The sequence below is a fragment of the Alteripontixanthobacter muriae genome, assembly GCF_013336795.1.
GTDB classification, from domain to species: domain Bacteria; phylum Pseudomonadota; class Alphaproteobacteria; order Sphingomonadales; family Sphingomonadaceae; genus Pseudopontixanthobacter; species Pseudopontixanthobacter muriae.
Window position 1 is genome coordinate 107,823 of sequence record NZ_JAAFZT010000003.1, and the last position, 17,947, is coordinate 125,769.

Here is a 17,947-nt window from a genome sequence, read left to right on the forward strand (position 1 = left end):
AACAGTTCTAAGTTCGTAAGCGAATTTGCGGAGCGCCCGTAGCTCAGTCGGATAGAGCACCAGATTCCTAATCTGGGGGCCACAGGTTCAAATCCTGTCGGGCGCACCAATTTTCACACCGTTGGCTGTGCAGAGCGCAGGTGCGGCTACCCGGCTTTGATGGTCACCAGGCTTCACTCCGGCAACTCAAGCGCTCGTGCGATCCGACAGGTAAATATCCCTATGACGCGTCTGGCACTTTGGTAGCACGGGCCGACTAGAGGAAATCATCTCCTCCTGTCCCTGGGGATTTCTTCGTTAGCATCGGCCGCTTGACTGTATCGCTCCTACCCCGACCCGGTTCAGTTAAGCGGCGCTCCCCCACAGCAGCGGTCACCCAGACAAGGGATCGATCCTGATAATGTATGTGGCCCAAAGATTATCCGGCCCGTCACGCTGTCGCGGGACGGGCCGGTTCTCCTCCCCAGGAGATCTGGTGGTGCCTGTCAGAGCCAGACCAAAGCGGCCTAGCGACAGGATCGTTCACTCGGCGGCGAACTGATTCATCGTGTTATGCTTGCCGCCCGCCTTCAACGCAGCTTCGCCGGCGAAATATTCCTTGTGGTCATCACCGAGGTCCGAGCCGGCCATATTCTGGTGCTTCACGCAAGCGATGCCCTGCCGGATCTCTTCACGTTGCACGTTCTTCACATAGCCGAGCATTGCCTGATCCCCAAAATATTCCTTGGCCAGATTGTCGGTGCTCAGCGCTGCCGTGTGATAGGTCGGCAAAGTGATGAGGTGATGAAAAATGCCTGCACGCTCTGCTGCATCTGCCTGGAAGGTGCGGATTCGCTCGTCGGCTTCCTTAGCAAGGTCAGTGCCGTCGTAATCGACGCTCATCAAGCGATCGCGATCGGATTTGGAAAGGTCCTTTCCTTCCTTCTCCCAGGCATCGTAAACCTGCTGGCGGAAGTTGAGCGTCCAGTTGAAGCTGGGCGAATTGTTGTAGACCAGCTTTGCGTTCGGCACCGTTTCGCGGATACGATCGACCATCGCGGCAATCTGTTCGACATGCGGCTTTTCGGTTTCGATCCACAGCAGGTCTGCGCCATTCTGCAAGGCGACGATGCAGTCGAGAACACAGCGGTCCTCGCCGGTGCCGGGGCGGAACTGGAACAGGTTGGAAGGCAGACGCTTCGGCTTCATCAGCTTGCCGTCGCGCGTGATGAGCACTTCGCCATGATCAAGGCTGGCAGGATCAACTTCCTCGCAATCGAGGAAGCTGTTGTACTGGTCGCCTATATCGCCCTTTTCATGCGTGACGGCGATCTGCTTCGTCAGCCCCGCGCCAAGAGAGTCGGTGCGTGCAACAATGACGCCGTCATCCACGCCGAGTTCCATGAAGGCGTAGCGAACGGCGCGAATTTTCGCGAGGAAATCCTCGTGCGGCACGGTAACCTTACCGTCCTGATGGCCGCACTGCTTTTCGTCCGAAACCTGATTTTCGATCTGAATGCAGCAGGCGCCTGCCTCGATCATTTTCTTGGACAAAAGATATGTCGCCTCGGCATTACCGAAACCGGCGTCGATGTCAGCGATGATCGGTACGACATGCGTCTGATGATTGTCGATGGCCTTGCGAATTTCCTGAGCCTTGACGTCATTGCCAGCTTCGGTCGCGTCGTCGAGTTCACGAAACAGCCCGCCCAGCTCGCGCGCGTCGGCTTGGCGCAGGAAGGTGTAGAGTTCCTCGATAAGGCCAGGAACGGTCGTCTTCTCATGCATCGACTGGTCGGGTAGCGGACCGAAATCGCTGCGCAGTGCGGCAACCATCCAGCCCGACAGATAGAGATAGCGACCCTTTGTGTCGCCGAAATGCTTCTTGATCGAAATCATTTTCTGCTGGCCGATGAAGCCATGCCAGCAGCCGAGCGATTGCGTATAATGTGACGTGTCGGCATCATAGGCGGCCATGTCGTCCCGCATGATCTTGGCCGTATAGCGCGCAATATCAAGGCCGGTCTGGAAGCGGTTCTGCAGCCGCATACGCGCGACATTTTCGGGTTCGATCCCGTCGAGGGTCAGACCCGATTGTTCAAAGGTCTTCCGCGCCTGTTCGATAGTCTGTTGATAGCTCATTTGTATTTCCCGTGTGGTCCGCACTCGGCGGAATGAGTTGCTGCCCTGTGTATGCGGCGCGAAGTCCGATCTGACGAGGGTTCGCGATGTGCCCTTGTCCAAATTGACAGAAACTCCTTGTCGAATTGTCGAATTGTGACAAGGTGACGGGATGGCTCAGTCAAATCCGCTTTATCTTGGTCCTCGCATACGCAGGATCCGCCGCGAAATTGGTCTTACGCAGTTGGAAATGGCGACAGACCTCGGTGTGTCCAGCAGCTATGTCGCCCTGCTGGAGCGCAACCAGCGCCCGGTGACCGCAGACATGTTGCTGAAACTGGCGAGGACCTACCGCCTCGACGTGACGGAACTTGGGGCGGAGGACAGCGCAGCCTATGCGGACCGCGTGGGGGAGGCGCTACGCGATCCGATCTTTGCGGACATTGATGTTCCGTCGCTCGAAGTCGCAGACCTCGCGACCAGTTTTCCTTCCGTTAGCGAAGCTTTTCTGCGCCTTCACAGCGCCTATACCCGGGAACAGCGCAGCCTTGCAGAACAGCGCCTTGCGCCCGGCAGCGGCATCGACGACGATCCGGTGGAGGCTACCCGCCGCTTTCTAGCTGCCAGCGGCAATTACTTTCCTGCTCTGGAGGCGAAAGCCTCGGTCCTCGCTGAAACCATCGGGAAGAAGGGCGGAGCGGCGGAATGGTTGCGGGCCGAGGCAGGTGTGCGTGTTCGCTTTCTGCCGGCAGATGTGATGATGGGCACAGTCCGCCGTTACGACCGGCATAATGAGCAATTGCTGATCGAAGATACGCTTGATGCAGCCGGGCGGCAGTTTCAGATCGCCATGCATATCGCTTACACATCCATGCGGCGTGAACTCGACGCTATCACGCAAGACGTCGATGCCAGTGATGAGACGACACTTGACCTGATCCGGCGAGCGCTGGCGTCATATGCGGCGGCTGCGCTGGTGATGCCTTATGTTGCATTTGTTGGGGCGGCCGAGAGGCGTGCCTACGACATTCTTGCGCTGAGCCGCGAATTTCGCTCCAGTTTCGAACAGGTCGCCCACCGTCTGACGACGCTGAACCGGCCAGACCAATCACGTATTCCTTTCTTCTTTGTCAGGCTGGATGAGGCAGGCAATGTATCGAAACGACTGGACGGTGTTAGCTTTCCCTTTGCAGCCTATGGGGGCGGCTGTCCCCTCTGGACCGTGCACACCGTTTTTCGCACGCCGCAAACGATAGTGACGCAGTGGCTACGGATGCCCGACGGTCAGGAATTCTTCTCAATTGCGCGGACCGTTAGATCGGGCGGAGGGCGCTTCGGCGAAGTGCCGATCTCGCGTGCGGTGGCTCTTGTCTGTTCGGCCGAAGATGCGGCGAGGACCGTGTATGGGGAAGCTGCACAGGCAAGCAGACCGCAGCCGACGCCCGTCGGCATTGCCTGCCGCCTGTGCAATCGCGAAGCCTGCCGGGCGAGGGCGGCACCGCCGCTTGGCCGCAAGATAATGGGCGACGATTATCGCCGGGGGGCTGCGCCCTTCACATTCGCAGACTGATCAATCCTCGGCCCGGCTCTTGATCGGCCCTTTGATCGGCAGGGCTTCCTTGAAGGTGTGGGTCACATAGGGGAACGGGATCTCGATCCCGGCATCATCCAGCGCTCGCTTGATCGCTCTCACGACAGCATCGCGGCTTTCGTGCATGTTGCGCGGGGTCGAACCTGCCCACCAGCGGACGTTGAAGTCGACCGAGCTTGAATTGAACTCCATCGCGAACACATCGATAGCCAGATCCTTGTCGACCTGTTCGACGCTCTCGACCGCCTTGCGGATGACGGCAGCGGCCTGATCCAGATCGGTGTCGTAGGAGACGCCGGCTATGACTTCGTGACGTCGTTTCGCATCATCGGTGAAGATCTCGACCGGGTTCTTGAACAGGATCGAATTGGGCACGATAGTCAGTTCGCCCGACAATTTGCGGACGTGCGTCTCGCGCAGGGTGATGTGCTCCACCTTTCCGGTGATGCCTTCACATTCGATCACATCACCGATCCGCATCTTCTCGCGCACCATAATGAGGACGCCGGCCAGGAAATTCTCAAAAATGTCCTGAAATGCGAACCCGATGGCTACAGCGCCAATGCCCAGGCCCGCGACGAGGCTGGCGGGCGTCAATCCTGGCATCAGGATCGTCAACGCGATCATCAGACCGAACAGCCAGATCGCCAGCTTGACCATAGTGTCGACCAGATTGCGCAGGCTCGGCCGCAGCCTGGTGCGCCCGATGAGCAGATTTGCTATGCGCAGCGCGAACTTGGCGGCGATCCAGGTGACGAGCAATACGGCGAATGCGATCGCGAGGTTTGGCAGCAGGGCAACCGCGCCCCGAGCCATCTCCTGAACTTCGTTTCGCAGCGTGCCGATGTAATTCATGCGCAATAGTCCTGATGATCGCTTCTATCCGCCCGTCTATGGCCCGCAGGCGCGGATGGCAAACCGGCAGGCGGGTGCCGACTGCGTCGAAATGTCATGGCTCAAGAAAAAGGCCACTGCTTCGAATACGAAGCAGTGGCCTGTTCTGGTATTTAAGACGGCGTTTACTGATTTGCCTTGTGCAACCAGTCGGCGTGGCGCGGTGCCTTCTTGGTCTGGCTCCATTCTTCCAGCATCGGCATCGCGACCCGCTTCAGTTCGGCATATTGTTCATCCGTTCCAATGTCGGCGGCGAGTTCCACCCGGTGCCCGTTGGGATCGAAAAAATAGATCGACTTGAAGATGCCGTGATGCGTCGGGCCGAGCACTTCGATCCCTTCATCCTCGACATGTGCCTTGGCTGCGAGAAGCGCCTCTTCCGATTCGACCTTGAAGGCGAGGTGCTGAACCCATTTCGGTGTATTCTCGTCCCGGCCCATGTCTTTCTGGGTAGGGAGCTCGAAGAAGGCCAGGATGTTGCCGTTACCGGCGTCCAGGAATACATGCATGTACGGATCGTGTTCGCCGGTCGACGGCACCTTATCTTCCGAGAATGCGGAGGTATATTCCATACCCAGCACGCGCTGATACCACTCGACCGTCTCTTTCGCATCCTTGCACCGATAGGCTGCATGATGAACGCCGCCGAGCTTGATGGGGTGGGTCATTTCAGGGTTCATGAAGCATCTCCCTTCACGATCTCGGCCTGCTTTTCGCCGGCATCGGTTTTCAGCGCTCCGCGCTTCATCTGATCGGCTTCGATGGACTTGAACAAGGCCGTGAAGTTGCCTTCGCCGAACCCTTCGTCCTTCTTGCGCTGAATGAATTCAAAGAAGACAGGCCCGATAACCGTCTGGCCGAAGATCTGCAGCAGCAATCGCGGGTCGCCGTCCTCTGTCGAACCATCGACCAGAATGCCGCGCGATTTCAGTTCCTCGACCGGTTCGCCATGGCCGGGCAAACGATCGTCGAGCATCTCGTAATAGGTCGCAGGCGGGCTGGACGCGAAGGGCGTGCCTGCTTCCTTCAGCCTGTCCCAGCTGCGGTACAGATCGTCACTTGCAAGCGCGATGTGCTGGATGCCTTCACCATTGTATTCGCGCAGATATTCCTCGATCTGGCCGCCGCCGCCCGAACCTTCCTCGTTCAGCGGGATGCGGATCTTGCCGTCAGGCGCCGTCATCGCCTTGCTGGTCAGACCCGTATATTCACCCTTGATGTCGAAATAGCGGATCTCGCGGAAATTGAAGATGCGCTCGTAGAAATCGGCCCAATGCGCCATGCGCCCGCCATAGACATTGTGCGTGAGGTGATCGATCACCTTCATGCCTGCGCCCGCAGGCCAGCGCTCGACACCGTCTTCATACTGGAAGTCGATGTCGTAAATGGAAAGGCCTTCGCCGCCTTCGTCTGCGTAGCGGTCGATCAGGTAAATGAGCGAATGCCCGATGCCGCGAATGGCAGGAATGTTCAGTTCCATCGGGCCGGTTTCCGTGTGTACCGGTTCGGCACCGCGCTTCTGCGCCTCGGCATAGGCGGCGGCGGCGTCCTTGACGCGAAAACCCATCCCGCAGGCGGACGGACCGTGCTCGGCAGCGAAATAGGCTGCGGGGCTGCGCGGTTCGTAATTGGCGATCAGATTGATGCCGCCCTGACGCCACAATTGGACGTCCTTGGACCTGTGTCGGGCGACCATCGTGAAGCCCATCTTTTCAAACACTGGCTCCAGCACGCCCTTCTTCGGCGCGGAGAATTCGACGAATTCGAAGCCGTCGAGCCCCAGAGGATTTTCGAAGAGATCTGCCATGAACTGCCCACCTGTAACTGGTTACTATTGCAACCAATATGGGGAAATGCGCCGGAAATGCAAGGTGATCGGTCGCAAGGCTCTGGCGCTTCATCGTCCTGGCGCTCTATGATCAGGACGTCGATCCCACAAATTGCTTGCCAGTATGGCTGCTTTGTGATTCACCTGAATTGTGAAACGCCGCAGCCACAAAATCAGCCTGCCGAAGGAGCAATGGACGCAAGGCCTCGCGCTTTTTGTCCTGCTGGTGCTGGGTGGATTGGCGATTGCCGGGCCGAGTGGACTTCTTGCGTGGAGCGAGCATCTGCAATTGCTCGATCAAAGGCAGGCGCAGATCGCCGAAATAACCGAACGGCGTGATACTTTGCAGAACCGGGTCGCGCTGCTGAACCCGGACAGGGCCGATCCCGATCTTGTCGGAGAATTGCTGCGGGAGAAGTTGAACGTGGCGCATCCCGATGAAGTGCTGATCACGCTGGACGATACAGCGCCCTGACGAAGCCGGCAGAGGATGTGGCCGCTGCGATCAGGCTGCATCGGCGGTCCTTACGATAAATCAGCCGAAAACTTGGCGCTTGGCCGTTGCGCGCAGGACCGATTGCCTCCTATAGCCGTAGCGTAATTGCCGGGCGACACAGCCTGGCCGATCCGCCGGTTCGCAGATGAACAATCTCGAGACGGCCATGCGCAAGGCAGGAACTACGCAGCGATGACAGACGGCCCCACCGAGACCGAAGCCCGATCCGGTTCCGAAGACATGCCCCTCAGGTCTTTGCAGAACGCCCATGACGAGAGCCCCCGCTACTATGCGAGCGACGACGAACTGCTCGAGTTCTACCGGCAGATGCTGCTTATTCGCCGGTTTGAGGAAAAGGCGGGGCAGCTATACGGATTGGGCCTGATCGGCGGTTTCTGCCACCTCTATATCGGGCAGGAAGCAGTCGCGATCGGTCTGCAAAGCGCGCTCGACAATGACAAGGACAGCGTGATCACGGGCTATCGCGATCATGGGCACATGCTGGCCTATGGTATCGACCCCAACGTCATCATGGCGGAACTGACCGGTCGGCAGGCCGGGATTTCCAAGGGGAAGGGCGGGTCGATGCACATGTTTTCGACCGAGCATAAGTTCTATGGCGGCCACGGCATCGTTGGTGCCCAGGTGGCTCTGGGCGGCGGGCTGGCACTTGCGCACCAATATCGCGAAGATGGGGGCATCTGCCTCGCCTATTTCGGCGACGGCGCCGCGAACCAGGGCCAGGTCTACGAGACGTTCAACATGGCATCCCTGTGGAAGCTGCCCATCGTGTTCGTGGTCGAGAATAATCAATATGCGATGGGCACCAGCACGGCGCGTTCCAGCGCAGAGACGGAATTCTACAAGCGCGGCACCGCTTTCCGCATTCCCGGAATGGATGTGAACGGCATGGACGTACTCGAAGTGCGGAACGCTGCCGAGATCGCGCTGGCGCATGTTCGCGGGGGCAACGGTCCGGTGTTGATGGAATTGAATACCTACCGTTATCGCGGTCATTCGATGTCCGACCCGGCCAAGTACCGCACCCGTGACGAGGTGCAGGGTCAGCGCGAACATAACGATCCGATCGAGAAAGCGAAGAAGGAGCTGATTGAGCGCGGCCGTAGCGAGGATGATTTGAGGGCGATCGACAAGGAAATCCGGGCCCGTGTTGCAGAAGCTGCCGATTTCGCCGAAAGCTCTCCCGAACCGGAGCCCAGCGAATTGCACACTGATGTTCTGGTCGGTACCTACTGATGGCGGCCCACGAGACCAGGTGCGATGAACCATCCTGACCCCGCCTTCGATACTTCCGCCGCCAGCATTACGAGCGGTTTTCCATTACAACACCAGCATACCAGGGCCTTCTGATGGCAATCGAAATTAAAATGCCTGCTCTTTCGCCGACCATGGAGGAAGGGACCCTTGCGAAATGGCTCGTGAAGGAAGGCGATACGATCGCGCCCGGTGACATCATCGCCGAGATCGAGACGGACAAGGCGACGATGGAAGTCGAGACGATCGACGAAGGCACGGTCGGGAAGATCCTTGTCGGAGAGGGTACCGACAATGTGAAAGTCGGAACGGTAATCGCCATGCTCGCGGGCGAGGGCGAAGATGTCTCGGACATGGATACGGCAGACGCCGGCAAGAAACCTGCACCGGCACCGGCAAAGGATGTAGTCGGCGAAGGCAAGGACGTGGGGCGTAAAGAGGGCAACGCCGACATGACCGCGCCTCAGAAGCGCAGCGAGCCGGTTACCGATCCCGAGATTCCGCCGGGTACCAACATGGCGACAGTCAGCGTACGCGAGGCGCTGCGCGACGCCATGGCCGAGGAAATGCGGCGCGACGACCGCGTGTTCATCATGGGCGAGGAAGTTGCCCAATATCAAGGTGCCTACAAAGTGACGCAGGGCCTGCTGGACGAATTCGGTCCGAAGCGGGTCATCGACACGCCCATCACCGAATATGGTTTTGCAGGCATCGGATGCGGGGCTGCCATGGGCGGGTTGCGCCCGATCGTCGAGTTCATGACCTTCAACTTCGCGATGCAGGCGATCGACCACATCGTGAACAGCGCCGCAAAGACGAACTACATGTCCGGTGGTCAGATGCGCTGCCCGGTTGTCTTCCGCGGTCCGAATGGAGCAGCGAGCCGCGTGGGGGCACAGCATAGCCAGAATTACGGCCCCTGGTACGCAAGCGTGCCGGGCCTGATCGTCATTGCGCCGTATGATTCATCCGATGCCAAGGGCCTCATGAAGGCGGCAATCCGCTGCGAGGCTCCCGTGGTTTTCCTGGAAAACGAACTGGTTTACGGGCGTAATTTCGAATTGCCCGAACTTGACGACCATGTCCTGCCGATCGGGAAGGCGCGCATCGTTCGCGAAGGTAGCGACGTCACCATCGTCACCTATTCCATCGGCGTCGGCCTTGCTCTCGAAGCCGCGGAAGCTCTTGCAGAAGATGGGATCGATGCCGAGATTATCGACCTTCGTACCTTGCGCCCACTCGACCGGCAGGCGGTTCTCGACAGCCTGGCGAAAACCAACCGCGTCATCGTGGCCGAAGAAGGCTGGCCGACCTGCTCCATCGCGTCTGAAATCGTGGCCATCTGCATGGAGGATGGTTTCGACCATCTCGATGCACCTGTGCTGCGCGTGTGCAACGAAGACGTGCCGCTTCCCTATGCGGCCAATCTGGAGAAGCTGGCGCTGCTCGACAGCGAGGCGATCGTCGCAGCAGCGAAGCGGGTCTGCTACAAGGATTGACCCTGTCTATCCTGGCGTTGCGGAGCCTAGCTGAAATCGTCGAAAGCCGTGCAGTTCATGACCGGATCGGGTTGTGAAATGTCGCGCTGATATATCTGCGACAGGTCACGGTTGTCGCGCACGTTGAAGGCAGCAGTGGCTGTTATAGTGCCGATGCTGGAAGAATGTGTCGAGATCAGCGGCTGATACTCATACGCAACCTCGACAAACATTACTTCTTCGCCGGGGAAGGCGATGATTTCCGCGCCTTCCGGACCCATGCCTGGAAATCCGCCGTGCGCGCCGTCGCCTTCGTCGCCGTATGATGATTGATGTTCGAGCTTCCCCTTGCAGCGCTGCCAGCGGATGTACTGGTCGCCCGTTGTCTTGGGAACGACCTCGAGGCTCGAAAGGATGACACGCCCGTTCTCATAAAGATCGGCGGCATTACCCCCTTGAAACTGCCCGCCTAGCAGAACATCGTTCAGGTCGCTCTCGTAGATCTTCGTCGCGCCTAGCAACGAACGTTCGCCGATGCGCGAAGCATTATCGGCGAGCATGACCGCGATCTGGTTGATACGCATCTGCATAATCGCCTGGTTCGCAGATTCCACCCCCCACAGACTGGCCGTTATCAGCAGAGGCGCACCCAGCGCGAACTCCATCATCGCCAGACCCGACCGGGACCGGACCAGCCGGCGCAGCAGGCCTTGCAGGGGAAAAGCACAAGAGCGGCCGATCACGCGCAGTGGCCCACGCCGGATTTGTCAGCCTGTTCGCCGTAGGGCTGGTTTCGCAATACGGTGCTGGCCGATGTCGCAACATCGGGAAGACCGATCAGCCCGCCTGCTCCGAACGCCCGCCGGTAGGTCACGTTGACGACGTAGAGCACCGCATCGCGGGCGCTGCCGAACCCGGCGGATCCGCGGTCCTCATCCAAAAACCGTTGCCGTTCGCATCCTCGAAAGGTTCGCCATCATTGCAAACACCTTTGTCGTCGACATCGGTAAAATCATCAGGCTGGGCGATGTCGGAGAAGTTCGCGTAGGAAGATCGTGAAATCTCAAGCTCGGCATCCGCCACGATCCGGTGCACGGCATCGCGGACCGCCCTGTCAAGATCCTCGTGCCGGAACTCGGCCCCCTCGACCGTGGAAAGGCCAGCGACATGCTGAACCGCACCCTGCAATTGAGCCTGCGCATAATAATTGTAACTCATGTCGAGCACGCCCGCCAAGGTCATCAGAAGGACCGGGGCAATCATCGCGAACTCCACCACTGCCGATCCGTTCTGATCGCCGCAGAAAGTCTGCAACCTGCTCATTCCAGGATCCTCAGCTGGCTCATGTTTTTGGCAATTGTCGCAAAGGTCACGTTGAGCTGGTCGGCATCCTCGGCTTCGAAATGCTGGCCTTCGCCCGCGCAGTTTTTCATCACGGGTGTGAGTTCCGTGCCGAAGCCGATGATCCAGATCGTGACATTCCGCTTCCGCACCTCGCTGCAGGCGAAGGCGAAGCGGCGCTCGACCGTTTCGTTCAGTGTCAGCTTGGACTTGGGACTCCAGCGGCGTTGATCGACCGGCTCCATTCCGTAGCTTGAATAGCTTACGTCCAGGGTGGCGGTCTGACCGTCGGTCAGGAAGATGAGGTGGCGGTTTACATGTCCATTGGTGCCATCGGCATTCTCGGCGGCGAACAGCCCGGTTGGCGATATCAGCCGGCCGCCCCAGATCATGCCGATGTCGTGATAAGTGCTTCCGGTTGCTGCAAGCCCGTCGAGATAGTCGGAAAGTTCTTCCTCGCCCAGCGGCGTCAGTTTCATCGCCGGCGCGGGGCATGCGGCCGACCCGAGCTTGGCCGGCGCGATAAAGTCTTTCGAGCTTTCCACTTTCTTCGGATTGAACTTGCCGTTCCCGTTCCGTTCCATCTCCCTAGCATAGATGATGGAGGGGTACATCGGGCGCCACTGCGTCTCTGGCTGGCCCTGCAGAGGCACACGATCTATGTCGAGGTCGAGCGCCCGCCCGAGATTGACATTGTCATAGTTGCCGATCTCGTAAGTTTCGCGGTCTTCCATACAGCCCAGGGTTTCCTCTCGCCAATTGAACACATCGCGGGGAAGTTGATCGTAGAGAAACTTCGTAGAGCTCCCGAAACGGGGTTCGGTGGTCGCGGTATAGGTGTCCACATATTTGACATAGCGCGTTCGAGAAACCTCGCAGGCAGAGCCTTTCACCCGCACGGAGTAGGTGTCGCCATCCCGCGTTCGCTTATAAGTCGTGATGGTCCGTTTACCTTCTGGCGGGCCTGCGAAGGGTTCGTCCATTTGCGACGTTTTCTTGGTTTGCGTCTTCAGGGTGTTGGGGGGGCGCGTCGGACAGTAATAGCCCTTCAGCTCGTCGAAGGACGCCGCATAGGTTTCGCTGATGCTCGTTCCCTGCGTTCCGCTGACCGGTGTCACGGCAGAGTAATAGGTCGCGTTGCTAGTGGTCGAACCGGTTTCGACAATTTCGCGGGACTGATAGGCCCATTCGTCGCCAACCCATTCATCGCGCAACAAGTGGCCGACATTCACGTTGGTCGAGTAAGGCACGAAACCGTAACGCATCCGTGTACCCGCCATGGCTGCTTGCTGCAGCTGGGCATGGAAGGAGAGGATTGTCGCGCGCATCGTATCAATACGTGACTGCGCGTCACCCGGGTTGGTTTCCGCCATGGAGCCCGTGACGTCCAGAACCATCATCACGTCGGTGTTGTTGAAACTCAACTGTGCGAGGCAATTGACCTTGATCGGGATGTTTTCAAACCCGAACATGTGCATGATGGTCGTGGGCATGACGACCTCGGCCTGCCCCGCGATGGAATAATCTTCGCCGAGTTCCATTTCGAAATTCCGTTCGGACGTGCCATAGGCACCGTCACGGAAGTTCACTTTGAAGAACCGTTGTCCCACATCGGCGACACCGTCGGGGAGCAGTCCGGTGACGGACGCCTCCGAACCCAACCTCTTTCGCGCTGCAAGCACGCCTGAATCGCAGGCTTGCTGCAGCCTTGCCTCCGACAGATAGGCGCGGCTCATGTCCACGCCGCCGCTGACCATCGCGAGCAAGGGAAACATGGCCGTCGCTATCAGCGCCAGGGCGTTGCCGGATGTGTCCCGCGCCAGACTGCCAATCAATGTGCGGCTTATCTGCTTGCCCTCGTCGACCATCTGCGCATCCTGGCATGGCAGCCCTGTAAACATCGTAAATTTACAGGGTCAACATCTTCATCACATCAGGAGCGGAGAAGCCCTGAAGCACCTTCGTCGTATCACGGCGCAGGGGCGCTAAGGGTCGTGAGAAAGATGGGACGAGAATAGGTCATCGGCTGATCGCCTATGCCGATTACCTGCAGGAAGCTCGGCATTGTGTAGGCGAGTGTCAGGCGCTTTTCCTGAGCGCCTTCGATCCTGCTCGTAACATCTGTAACCGTCGCAGAAAGCCGGTTGCTATTGAGGGAATAGGGAACATTGAAGGCAATCGAATGAACCCGGCCGACGATCTGTTCATTCGTTAGCAGAAGGCTCTTCTGATAATCGACAGCTACACTGCGAGCAGTGTCGCTAGCGATGGATTTCAGCGCGCTGGAATTCTGCATCTGCAAACCCACATGCAGAACGCCCAGCAGCATGGCGATAATGACGGGCGCCAGCAGCGCGAATTCAACGAGGGTACCGCCCCTGCGGTCGCACAATAGTCGATGCATCCACCGCACGATCGGGCGCCCTGAGAGTGCCGCGCTCATTCGACCTGCACCGAACGTTCGATGTTGAAATCGACAGGGCTTCCAACTCCGAAGCTGGTCCATGTGGGCGTATAACGATCTCGCAGATTTAATATCAGCATTTCCGAAACAAGGTCGTCCGTCGCACAGCTGCTTCGGCTTGCGTAAGTCACGGTTTCCGTATTGCAGCGGAAACGGGTTTCGATCTGCACCTTGTCAGCAGCCTCGGCACCGGCGATGTTCAGTGAAGCAGCGATGACCTGTTCCATTTTCGACGTATCCTTCACACCGCCATCGGCGAAGGTGAGCATGATCATCTCGCTTTCAGCAGCCCCGCTTTCCAGAACCTGATAGCGCGAAGCGATGCTCCCGATTTCGAACGCACCCAGCGCGAGCAGGGCAAGGACCGGCGCAACGATGGCCGTTTCGATGATCACCGTTCCGCTACTGTTGCGAAGAAGCCGGTTTGAGATCCGCTGTATCATGCGACCAGCCTCACTCCGCCCTTGACGTAACCGCCGCTCAGCGATTCATCGGTCGGGCAGAAGGTGGACAATTCCGCGCCGCCGCCGACTTCCACCCTGCTCGCCGAGATCAAGAGGCAATTGCCCGAAACCTGCGCACCGCCGTTGATGCGGATGGTGTTCGCCGGCGTGTAGATCAGCCCCTCGATCGCGCCCTTCGTATTGCCGTTGATGACGTGCTTCTGGTTCTCTCCGCCGATCTTGCTGTTCTTGTCTTCGAAGATCAGCACTCCGGCGTAGCGATCGGCGTAGGGCTCGTTGGGAGTGGTCAGGAACTGCGAGGAGGTCATCGGAGTGAGGGAAATCGGCGACTCTACCAGATTGCCGGTGTTGCCCGTTCCGCCAAGCTTCAGCTGCGCGCCATTCTTCAGGATGAACATGACACCGGTGCCCGTAATCGGATAATTGGTGCTGAGGTCCAGAACGCCGCCATCGATGACATAGGTGCCTGGCTTCATTGTCACCTGGCACTTGGCCACGAAGCCTGAATAAACGCCTGGCACTGGATTTGCGGTCTTGTTCTTGCCTGTGCTGCAATCAAGTGAGCGCTTGGTAGTGTCCTCCGGCTGCGGCGTGGGCAAGTCCTTATATTCGTCCACCAGCCCCGAAACGCCGGGGGTGACCGGAAGGCCGTCCGGTGCCTTGATGTCGCCGCACGCGGTGATGGAGTTGACATCCACCTCGGCGTTTTCAGCAATCTCGATCGCATATCCCGTGCCGATCTCATCCGTCACCTTGTGCTTGCGGCAGGACAGGGCAGCCAGGCCGCACTTGGCGTTCACCTTGGCGCCATTGTCGACCGAGATGCCGGTACCGTCCTCGCTCAACGCCTTGACGCAGGCTGCGAATGAATCGCCCTTACGCCATGTCGCCTGCGCCGCTGCCTCTACCAGCAAAGGAGAGTCGGTGAGGAAGCTGCTGAAGGGCAGCCGACGCGTTGCGGAAATGCGAACCACGACGGAATTGCCGGTCCCGCCGCCATAATCGGCAAGTTGCACGGTCGGATCGCCTGCGAAGTCTTCCGTTACGCCCATATTGGCCGAAAATTCCTGCAGGGCGCGGTCATCATAAAGCGCCTCACGATCCGAGGCGAGGGCGAAGGCGCCGGCGATTGCGGCCTGGTCGACCGCGTGCTGCAACTCACGTTTCCAGAGATAATATTGGGAAAAATCGGTTGCCAGACCCGCCCCACCGATGAGCGCGGGCATCCCTACGGCCATCAGCAATGTAGCATTGCCGCCACGGCTCTTCGCCAAATTGGCGAGGATCTTGCGAAAAGTCCCCATATATCGCCCCCCGAATTCCGGTGTGTAACGCCTTAACGAACTCCTCCTCGCAGCATTTGGTAATCAGGACGCGAAGACACGTGGTTAATGGGTGGTGAGTCCCGCTTTCGCAGCTGAGGAAAGCGCCATGCAAAGATTGACACTACCGTGAGCGGGTGGCGAATGGCGCCATGCTTTCCGAACAGCTCGATTCTCTTCCCCTGGCATATCGGCTGGCGCTTTCGTACGCACCGAAGGGCGCTCGGGATCCGACTTTGACGCTGATGCTTCTCGATCTGCGTCTCGCCGAAACTCTGCGCAAGCATGGCGAACCCCTGATCGCCCAGATAAAGCTCGCCTGGTGGCGCGATCGCTTGGGCGAAAATCCATCCGGCTGGCCCAAGGGAGAGCCGCTGCTGGAGCGGCTGGGGAACTGGCCCGGCTCTACAAGCGGGCTGAGCGCGATGGTAGATGGCTGGGAAGTGCTAGTCTCCGATGATCTGACCCCACCTGCCATCATGGCCTATGCCGATGGCAGGGCCGCGGGGTGGGTGACGCTCGCAACCGCTCTCGCCCAGGATGGCTTCGTGGGGAATACCACGGCTGCCGCTCGAAATTGGGTGCTTGGCGACCTTGCCATGCACTTGCATGATGGTGAGGAGCGCGCCGCGGTCCAAACTGCAGTTGCTACTTCCTCGAGCGGCGGCACGCTACCCCGCGCCATGCGTCCACTGGCGATTCTGCGCGGATTGAGTCAGAGGGCCTTGCGGCGCGGTGATGCCGAATTACTGCCGGACGCAGGTGCCTTCGGTCTCGCGCTGCGGATCGGGATTGCTGGTCGCTAAGAGCCTTTGTGACGAAAGTTGGAATAATGAACCGCATGGTCTTGGGCGACGTTCTTGCCTTGCTGATGGTCGGCATAGGCCTGTTCTGGTGGCAGGGCAGGGCGCAGGTCGAAGAAGGTGCACCGCCTCCCGAACCGGCTACCGTTCAGCCCCCGGACGACGAATTGCCGGAAGCTGACGTGACCGGGTTGCGCGGCCCGGCCCTGCCGGAAGTGACCGAACTCTCGCGCGAGCAAAAACGATTTTTTCGTTACGACCGCAACCGCGATCTGAAGATCACGCGGTCGGAAATGCTGTCGAGCCGCACCGCCGCCTTCCGCAAGCTGGACAGGGACGGCAACAATCTGCTCACATTCGAGGAATGGGCAGTAACCACGGTCGACAAGTTCGAAGGGGCGGATGGCGATGGGAACCGTGAACTAAGCCCGGATGAATTCGCAACTACCGCTCCCAAGCGAAGGGCCAAACCGGCTTGTCGCTGCTGAATGTAATTGCCTGCCCAAGCCAGGAACCTGCTCAGGCGGGCACCGGCTCCCCCTCTGTTAGCCAGGCACCGAACTCCGCCTTCGCCCGGGTCGTGTATGCTTCCTTGCGCTGCTTCTTCTTCACATCGTGCAGCGGCGGAAACAGGCCAAAATTGACATTCATCGGCTGATAGGTCTCTGCTTCGGCATCACCGGTGATGTGGCTGAGCAACGCACCCATGGCACTGGTCGGCGGCGGAGCGATCCATGTTTCACCTGCCAGTTCTGCTGCCGCCATCAGCCCGACCAGCAATCCGATCGCGCTGCTTTCGACATAACCTTCACAGCCGGTAATCTGCCCGGCGAAGCGGATGTGACCAGCCTCTCTCAGGCGCAACTGCCGGTCGAGCACGAGAGGCGCGTTGAGAAACGTGTTGCGATGCAGACCGCCCAGCCGCGCGAATTCGGCGTTCTGCAATCCCGGGATCGTGCGGAAAAGTTCCACTTGTGCGCCGTGCTTCAGCTTGGTCTGGAAGCCGACCATGTTCCACAACGTGCCGAGGCGGTTGTCCTGCCGAAGCTGGACGACGGCGTACGGCCAGCGGCCCGTCCGCGGATCATCCAAGCCGACGGGCTTCATGGGGCCGAAGCGTAATGTGTCGACGCCGCGGGAAGCCATCACCTCGACCGGCATGCAGCCTTCGAAATAGGGCGTGTTTGCTTCCCATTCCTTGAAGACGGTTTTCTCGCCCTCCAGCAAGCCTTGGTGGAAGGCGAGATATTCGTCCTTATTCATCGGGCAGTTGATGTAATCCTTGCCCGCTTCCTCCTGCTCGCCCTCGAAGCTTGAATTCTTGTCCCAGCGCGACTGGAACCAGCAGATGTCCATGTCGATGGATTCGCGGTGGACGATGGGGGCGATGGCATCGAAGAAGGCGAGGCTGTCCTGGCCCGTGGCCCGGCCGATGCTGCCGGCGAGGGATGCTGCCGTCAGCGGCCCTGTGGCGATGATGGTCGGTCCGGCATCGGGCAGGTTGTCGATGCGTTCCCGTACGATAGTGATGTTGTCGTGACCGGCGAGGCGGCGTTCCACTTCAGCCGAAAAGGCATCACGGTCGACTGCCATGGCGGAACCGGCCGGAACGCGCGCCACCTCCCCCGCTGCCATGATGAGCGAATCGAGCCGCCGCATCTCGTGGTGGAGGAGGCCGACCGCATTTTTCTCGTCATCATCCGACCGGAAGGAATTGGAGCAGACAAGTTCGGCCAAACCGTCGGTGTGGTGAGCAGGCGTGCGGTCGCCCCCGCCGCGCATTTCGGACAGGCGTACGCGATAGCTGCGCCTGGCCAGCTGCCATGCGGCTTCGCTTCCGGCAAGGCCGCCGCCGATGATGTGGATGTCATGCGTCATGTCCACGCGTCTA

General features: G+C 59.3%; 18 protein-coding genes and 1 tRNA gene. 7 read left to right on the forward strand and 12 right to left on the reverse strand.

Annotated features, from left to right (window positions below):
• The first annotated feature begins 32 nt into the window (after window positions 1-32).
• A tRNA-Arg gene (locus tag G7A66_RS00705) sits at window positions 33-109 on the forward strand.
• Window positions 110-522: 413 nt separating this feature from the next.
• On the opposite strand, the gene G7A66_RS00710 is transcribed toward G7A66_RS00705, so the two are convergent.
• Window positions 523-2,121 carry an isocitrate lyase gene (locus G7A66_RS00710; protein ID WP_174293783.1) on the reverse strand — a complete coding sequence of 533 codons (1,599 nt, stop codon included), beginning with the start codon at window positions 2,119-2,121 and terminating at the stop codon, window positions 523-525.
• Between the two features lie 151 nt (window positions 2,122-2,272).
• On the opposite strand from G7A66_RS00710, the gene G7A66_RS00715 reads away from it, so the two are divergent.
• Window positions 2,273-3,670, forward strand: coding sequence for a helix-turn-helix domain-containing protein (locus G7A66_RS00715; protein ID WP_174293784.1), 1,398 nt, complete (start codon window positions 2,273-2,275; stop codon window positions 3,668-3,670).
• On the opposite strand, the gene G7A66_RS00720 is transcribed toward G7A66_RS00715, so the two are convergent.
• The 3 genes from G7A66_RS00720 to hppD form a co-directional block, all read right to left on the reverse strand.
• A complete protein-coding gene (locus G7A66_RS00720) occupies window positions 3,671-4,546 on the reverse strand; it encodes a mechanosensitive ion channel family protein (protein ID WP_174293785.1) in 876 nt (291 codons plus the stop codon). It abuts the gene before it with no gap.
• Between the two features lie 164 nt (window positions 4,547-4,710).
• Entirely contained in the window at window positions 4,711-5,253 is a 543-nt protein-coding gene (locus G7A66_RS00725; RefSeq protein ID WP_174293835.1) for a VOC family protein, read from the reverse strand.
• Between the two features lie 8 nt (window positions 5,254-5,261).
• The gene (hppD, locus tag G7A66_RS00730) at window positions 5,262-6,392 is read right to left on the reverse strand and encodes a 4-hydroxyphenylpyruvate dioxygenase (RefSeq protein ID WP_174293786.1); all 1,131 of its coding nucleotides are present in this window, start codon (window positions 6,390-6,392) and stop codon (window positions 5,262-5,264) included.
• Between the two features lie 172 nt (window positions 6,393-6,564).
• Here hppD and G7A66_RS00735 point away from each other — a divergent pair, with 172 nt between their 5' ends.
• The 3 genes from G7A66_RS00735 (at window position 6,565) to G7A66_RS00745 (ending at window position 9,683) form a co-directional block, all read left to right on the forward strand.
• A complete protein-coding gene (locus G7A66_RS00735; RefSeq protein WP_174293787.1) occupies window positions 6,565-6,888 on the forward strand; it encodes an FtsB family cell division protein in 324 nt (107 codons plus the stop codon).
• Between the two features lie 213 nt (window positions 6,889-7,101).
• Window positions 7,102-8,166 (forward strand): pyruvate dehydrogenase (acetyl-transferring) E1 component subunit alpha, encoded by a 1,065-nt coding sequence (pdhA, locus tag G7A66_RS00740; RefSeq protein ID WP_174293788.1) that lies wholly within the window; start codon window positions 7,102-7,104, stop codon window positions 8,164-8,166.
• Between the two features lie 113 nt (window positions 8,167-8,279).
• Window positions 8,280-9,683, forward strand: coding sequence for a pyruvate dehydrogenase complex E1 component subunit beta (locus G7A66_RS00745; RefSeq protein WP_174293789.1), 1,404 nt, complete (start codon window positions 8,280-8,282; stop codon window positions 9,681-9,683).
• Between the two features lie 26 nt (window positions 9,684-9,709).
• Here the strand turns inward: G7A66_RS00745 and G7A66_RS00750 are convergent, their stop codons facing one another.
• From G7A66_RS00750 to G7A66_RS00780, 7 genes are all read right to left on the reverse strand, one after another.
• Window positions 9,710-10,330: a pilus assembly protein gene (locus G7A66_RS00750; RefSeq protein ID WP_206674998.1), complete on the reverse strand. Its 621-nt coding sequence runs from the start codon at window positions 10,328-10,330 to the stop codon at window positions 9,710-9,712.
• Between the two features lie 71 nt (window positions 10,331-10,401).
• The gene (locus G7A66_RS00755) at window positions 10,402-10,554 is read right to left on the reverse strand and encodes a hypothetical protein (protein ID WP_174293791.1); all 153 of its coding nucleotides are present in this window, start codon (window positions 10,552-10,554) and stop codon (window positions 10,402-10,404) included.
• A complete protein-coding gene (locus G7A66_RS00760; RefSeq protein WP_174293792.1) occupies window positions 10,533-10,985 on the reverse strand; it encodes a TadE/TadG family type IV pilus assembly protein in 453 nt (150 codons plus the stop codon). Before G7A66_RS00760 ends, G7A66_RS00755 begins: the two co-directional genes overlap by 22 nt.
• The gene (locus G7A66_RS00765) at window positions 10,982-12,871 is read right to left on the reverse strand and encodes a TadE/TadG family type IV pilus assembly protein (protein WP_174293793.1); all 1,890 of its coding nucleotides are present in this window, start codon (window positions 12,869-12,871) and stop codon (window positions 10,982-10,984) included. The genes G7A66_RS00760 and G7A66_RS00765 overlap by 4 nt, the downstream gene beginning before the upstream one ends.
• Before the next feature lie 101 nt (window positions 12,872-12,972).
• The gene (locus G7A66_RS00770; RefSeq protein WP_232366563.1) at window positions 12,973-13,407 is read right to left on the reverse strand and encodes a TadE/TadG family type IV pilus assembly protein; all 435 of its coding nucleotides are present in this window, start codon (window positions 13,405-13,407) and stop codon (window positions 12,973-12,975) included.
• A 35-nt stretch (window positions 13,408-13,442) separates the two neighbouring features.
• Window positions 13,443-13,910, reverse strand: coding sequence for a TadE/TadG family type IV pilus assembly protein (locus G7A66_RS00775; protein ID WP_174293795.1), 468 nt, complete (start codon window positions 13,908-13,910; stop codon window positions 13,443-13,445).
• Window positions 13,907-15,235: a pilus assembly protein TadG-related protein gene (locus tag G7A66_RS00780; protein ID WP_174293796.1), complete on the reverse strand. Its 1,329-nt coding sequence runs from the start codon at window positions 15,233-15,235 to the stop codon at window positions 13,907-13,909. Before G7A66_RS00780 ends, G7A66_RS00775 begins: the two co-directional genes overlap by 4 nt.
• A 254-nt stretch (window positions 15,236-15,489) precedes the next feature.
• On the opposite strand from G7A66_RS00780, the gene G7A66_RS00785 reads away from it, so the two are divergent.
• Complete coding sequence (locus tag G7A66_RS00785; protein WP_174293797.1) at window positions 15,490-16,059, forward strand: hypothetical protein; 570 nt, start codon at window positions 15,490-15,492, stop codon at window positions 16,057-16,059.
• Between the two features lie 26 nt (window positions 16,060-16,085).
• Window positions 16,086-16,544, forward strand: coding sequence for an EF-hand domain-containing protein (locus G7A66_RS00790; RefSeq protein ID WP_174293798.1), 459 nt, complete (start codon window positions 16,086-16,088; stop codon window positions 16,542-16,544).
• A gap of 31 nt (window positions 16,545-16,575) precedes the next feature.
• On the opposite strand, the gene trmFO is transcribed toward G7A66_RS00790, so the two are convergent.
• Window positions 16,576-17,934, reverse strand: coding sequence for a methylenetetrahydrofolate--tRNA-(uracil(54)-C(5))-methyltransferase (FADH(2)-oxidizing) TrmFO (trmFO, locus tag G7A66_RS00795; protein WP_174293799.1), 1,359 nt, complete (start codon window positions 17,932-17,934; stop codon window positions 16,576-16,578).
• Window positions 17,935-17,947: the final 13 nt, after the last annotated feature.